A 4334-nucleotide genomic window follows, 5' to 3' on the forward strand; every position below is an offset into this window, starting at 1 on the left:
AGGCATACTCGTCAGCGCACAAAACCAAGACGCCAACGGCAAAGTGCTGGATATGGACGATGCCATCGCGCAGATTGAACAGGCACTCTCCCTCGCCAAAAGCCTGAACAAAGCCGCCCAAACCGCCAACAACCACCACACCGATGAAGAAACCCAAAGGGGTCGTCTGAAAGACGCCCTCAAAGACCTGAAAGAGGCCGGTTTGATCCAAACCGCCCCCGCCGGCATCGCCACCGCAACCCAACAAAGCCAACTGCACACTGCCAATGAAAACATCCACCTCGTCAGCGGCAACCATACCGACATCACCGCCGGCCAAAGCCTGACCGCCCATGCAGTAGAAAGCCTCAACCTGTTTGCGCAAAGCAGCGGCATCAAGGTGCAGGCCAATCAGGGCAAAGTGGAAGTGCAGGCACAGAATGACGAGCTGCAGTTGAATGCGCTGAAGGATACGGTACTGACCAGCAGTGCGGGCAGAGTAAATATTGCAGCGCAAGAGGAAGTTTTAATTACCTGTAAAGGCGCATACATCAAATTCTCGAATGGAGAAATTGAGATTGGCAGTCCGAAGCTGGTACGGGTGAAGGCGCCGTTGGAGGTGACGGGGCCTGCCAGTATGAATTACAACCATCCATCATGGCCGAAAACAATACCTAAAATTCCTTTGAAATTGAAGGTGGGACAATCGGCTCATGGGGGCGGAGGTTTTGCCGGTATGCCTTATGTTTTATTTGCGGACGGTGTAGAAAAAATGAAAGGGATACTCAATGCGAAGGGTGAGTTGGAAATAGAACATGAATTGACTACAGGTAAGTATAAGGTAGAGCTTGCCAATGGTCGGGTATTCCATTTGCCAGTTGTCAAGAAATGTGAAGGAAAAGATAAATACACCAGCAAAGGTTTCTTCCCGGGAAGTGCAAATCCGGAAGTTGAAGAATACGCCAAATTAGTTCAAGGAATTTTTACGGATAATAACGATGCCAAATGATCCAAAAACACAAAGTAAGTCTAAGCCCAAGAATGGCCAAATGCCGATTACTCAAAAAAAATCTACAGTAACCGAAAGCTGGTTTGTCGGTAAAGGAGGGAATAAAAATGTACCTTCTGCCGAGCAAGCTACTTTTCTTTCGCTGGTAAACGGAGAAGTCGCATTCGGCGAGCTGTATGACTCGATCGAAAAAGCAAAAAAAAGTGTAGAGATAGTCTGCTGGGGTTTCCAACCTTCCATGTATTTTAAAAGGGGGGTGAATTTGGCAGGTGCGCCTATTGGCGAGTTGCTGATGGAAAAGTTCATACAGAACAATGTAGATGTCAAAATACTATGTTGGCAGACAAACCCTTTTGCAACAGAAAAATTTCTTGAAGACAATACACCGGGCAGAAGTACTTTATTGTTCATGCATGAATACTTGGCGTATGAACATTTCTTAGACTTTATACTGGAACCTGACAGCATTTATAACCATTTTGAGAAATTGGAAAAAGAAAAATTTCTAGAGCCTAAAGTTGCTATGCATAAAATGGGTTCTAGAGAGAGGCATAAATTTTATCGTGGAAAACGCAGTCATTCCGTAGAACAAAGGCGTTTTGACTGGGCATGGTACGATGCCGTGGAAGGTTACAATACCATTACAAGCGATGAAGAATTTCACAAAACCATGGAGGAATTTCAAAGTCTGCATGATGAATTCCACGGTCTGGGGATGGGGGCTGTCGGATTTGTCTTGAGGGTTAAAAAGAGCGTTGGCACCGGAATAGACGAATTTAAGGAATTCTTTGATACCCATTTATTACCAGATTGGATTAAGGAATTGAGAGATGGATGGCGGAATATGCGTTTTGGCATTAGAGAGGAAATCCATTTCCGTTTGATGAATTATGTGCATACTGCCGCCCAAGGATTATATGAGGAATATAGGGATGGAAAATTAGTTAAAACCGCTATTGGTGTCGTGTCCAAGGTTACAGGCCTTAACAGTAATGGTCCGGTAAACGATGTTGATGACTTGCGTATTGCCTTATTTGATAAGTTGTTTGCAAAAGTAAAAGAAGAAGTTAAGGGAACAGAACCGGTTCACCTAATCGATCAAGTTAAGGGGAGTGTCACAAGTCGTCTAGAGAAATTGGGCGGATTAAAAGACAACCTAGAAAGTATTTGGGATTTATTTTTTAATTTCAATTTATTCCGTAATTACGTCAATTGTATGAATTACTATTTCTTATTGCGAAACGAAAAGAAATATCCTAATACAATGGCTTTTATGCGTCTGCGCAACCAAGAGGATTATAAAAATCGGAAACAAAAAGTCTCTTTTCTTCCTCGGGAAATTAACCCTGCAATTTTCCCGAAAGATTTCCCCTTTGAAGATAAAGGATTGTCCGCTTTAACCAAAGACGTATTGAGATTTACACCAACCCATCATCAAAAAAGCGTCATGATTGACTATACCGATCCAAAATCGGCAGTTGGTTTTGTGATGGGGCACAATATGCTTGACCGTTATTGGGATACTAGTGACCACTATGCTTTGCCTGATGAGTATAAAACCTATACAACGAGCAGAAAAGGTCCAGGAGAAGTCGTAGAGCTGGAAAAGTTAGAAAATATAGAAGAAAGTCAAATGCGCGGACGTGATCCAAGCGCAGGTGCATTTTTTGGTACGCCGCGTCAGGATATCTCCTGTAAGTTGACAGGGAAAGTGTTGTACGACATTGATGCCAATTTTGTTCAAGGTTGGAATAAAGCAATTGAAGACAACGGTTATTACCAAAACCGGATGGATAAAATAGAGCCGGTTGAACGTGTGAAGCGTGAACAGTTCAAGCCCCAAAACGTTGAAAAAGACGATTCGCAAACAGAGTTGCTATATGCTCAAGTTCTGCGTACACAGCCCGAATATCAGGAAGAAAACATACTGGCTTTATATAATCAAAATTTCAAAATGGCAACTTCCTATATCTATTTTGAAAACCAGTATTTCCGTTTCCCTCCATTTGCTGAAGCATTACGCGATAGCTGTAAAGAGCGTAAAAACTTTGCCGAACGTTTTGGGATTGATGCTTCTGGGATGCAGCCTCTTTGTGTCTTTGTGGTTACCAATTCTTCTAAAGAAGGGTTAGGACCGGGAATGATCAACACTGAACGCATGCTTGCAAGTTTGGGGCGTCGTGATGTTATGCCTACTGTCGCACGTGAACGTATTTTGGAGCAGGCAGGGTATGGCAATGCAATACAACGCATGTTCCCCAATCTTTCCGCAGACAGTATTTGGCGCAAAATCCTACCCGATTTTATTTTGCCGCCTCCGCCGTTGAAACCTATTGAAGGTCTGAACGATAGGGAAGTCAAAGAGAGGGAGCTGGCGGAGAAAGTCAAAAAGACAAAAAATACTGAAGAGCTTCGCAAAATTTTGAAGGAAGATTTGGAAAAAGAAGGTATCAAGGTGCATATTTGTACATTGGTTGCCGAAGACTGGGAAGAAATTTATATCCATTCCAAACTTTGCCTAATCAACGATACCTTCGCTACGCTCGGTTCTGCCAATATCAATACACGTAGTATGCAGATAGACAGTGAGTTAAATGTAGCTGTCGAAAGTCAGCCGGCTTCATACAAGATAAGGCATGAAACTTGGGGGTGGCATACGAATGGTAATGAAGAGATGAATCCAGGAGAGCAGCTGGTAGATCCCGTGGTATCTAATGAAGTCTTTAAAACATGGGAGAGTTTGTTGGAAGATAATAAAGTTATGAAAAAGGCAAAACGGGCCAGAATAATGCCACTTCTGGAGTTTGATTTAACTAATAAAAACCAAGTCTATACCCAAGATTTGGATTAGGAAATGATATGAGGATCAAAATTTTATCCGCTATATTAATCAGTATCCCATTACTGACTGCATGTGATATAGGTAGAGAACTAGCCAAGGTTGCAATTGATGTCGTTAAAAATCCCCAAACAGAAACAGGAAAACAAGTTATGGGCTCATATTCCTCTAAACTTAAGAACTTAGAATTTACCTGTGTCAAAGAACAGTTTCCTTCTTTGCCACAGGAAGCTGATCAACTATATCGCTACGCCCTTTACCACGATTTTAAAAACCGTTGGCTGCCTAAACCGGGCGTACTTGACCGTTATCTGCCGTATTACCGTATTGCCGCCGCTAACGGACATTGGCAGGCAAACCTGACTTTGCAGGAAATCTTGCTGAAAAGTAAAGACATCAATATCGAAACCCGCGAACGTCGTGGCGAGGGTATTTATTGGAACGAGAAGCTAATGAAAATCCTACCCGCCAGTGCACATTATTGGTGGTCGCTTTATATTGATGTCG

2 protein-coding genes and 1 pseudogene are annotated in these 4334 nt (G+C 42.8%); all 3 read left to right on the forward strand.

Annotated elements, in window-relative coordinates; genetic code table 11:
* Positions 1-988: DUF2345 domain-containing protein (locus tag HMPREF3277_RS01150; protein WP_246830737.1), on the forward strand; the 988-nt coding region annotated here is incomplete at its 5' end.
* 40 nt (positions 989-1028) lie between these two features.
* Positions 1029-3839: a phospholipase D-like domain-containing protein gene (locus HMPREF3277_RS01155; RefSeq protein ID WP_246830738.1), complete on the forward strand. Its 2811-nt coding sequence runs from the start codon at positions 1029-1031 to the stop codon at positions 3837-3839.
* An 8-nt stretch (positions 3840-3847) separates the two neighbouring features.
* Positions 3848-4334 (forward strand): annotated as a pseudogene (locus HMPREF3277_RS01160) (hypothetical protein); the annotation flags it as partial.

It is taken from the genome of Neisseria sp. HMSC70E02, from assembly GCF_001838645.1.
GTDB lineage: Bacteria > Pseudomonadota > Gammaproteobacteria > Burkholderiales > Neisseriaceae > Neisseria > Neisseria macacae.

Bases quoted from the DNA above. Each gene is read 5' to 3' on its own strand.
- HMPREF3277_RS01155 (WP_246830738.1), top strand. From the start codon at position 1,029: ATGCCGATTACTCAAAAAAAATCTACAGTAACCGAAAGCTGGTTTGTC.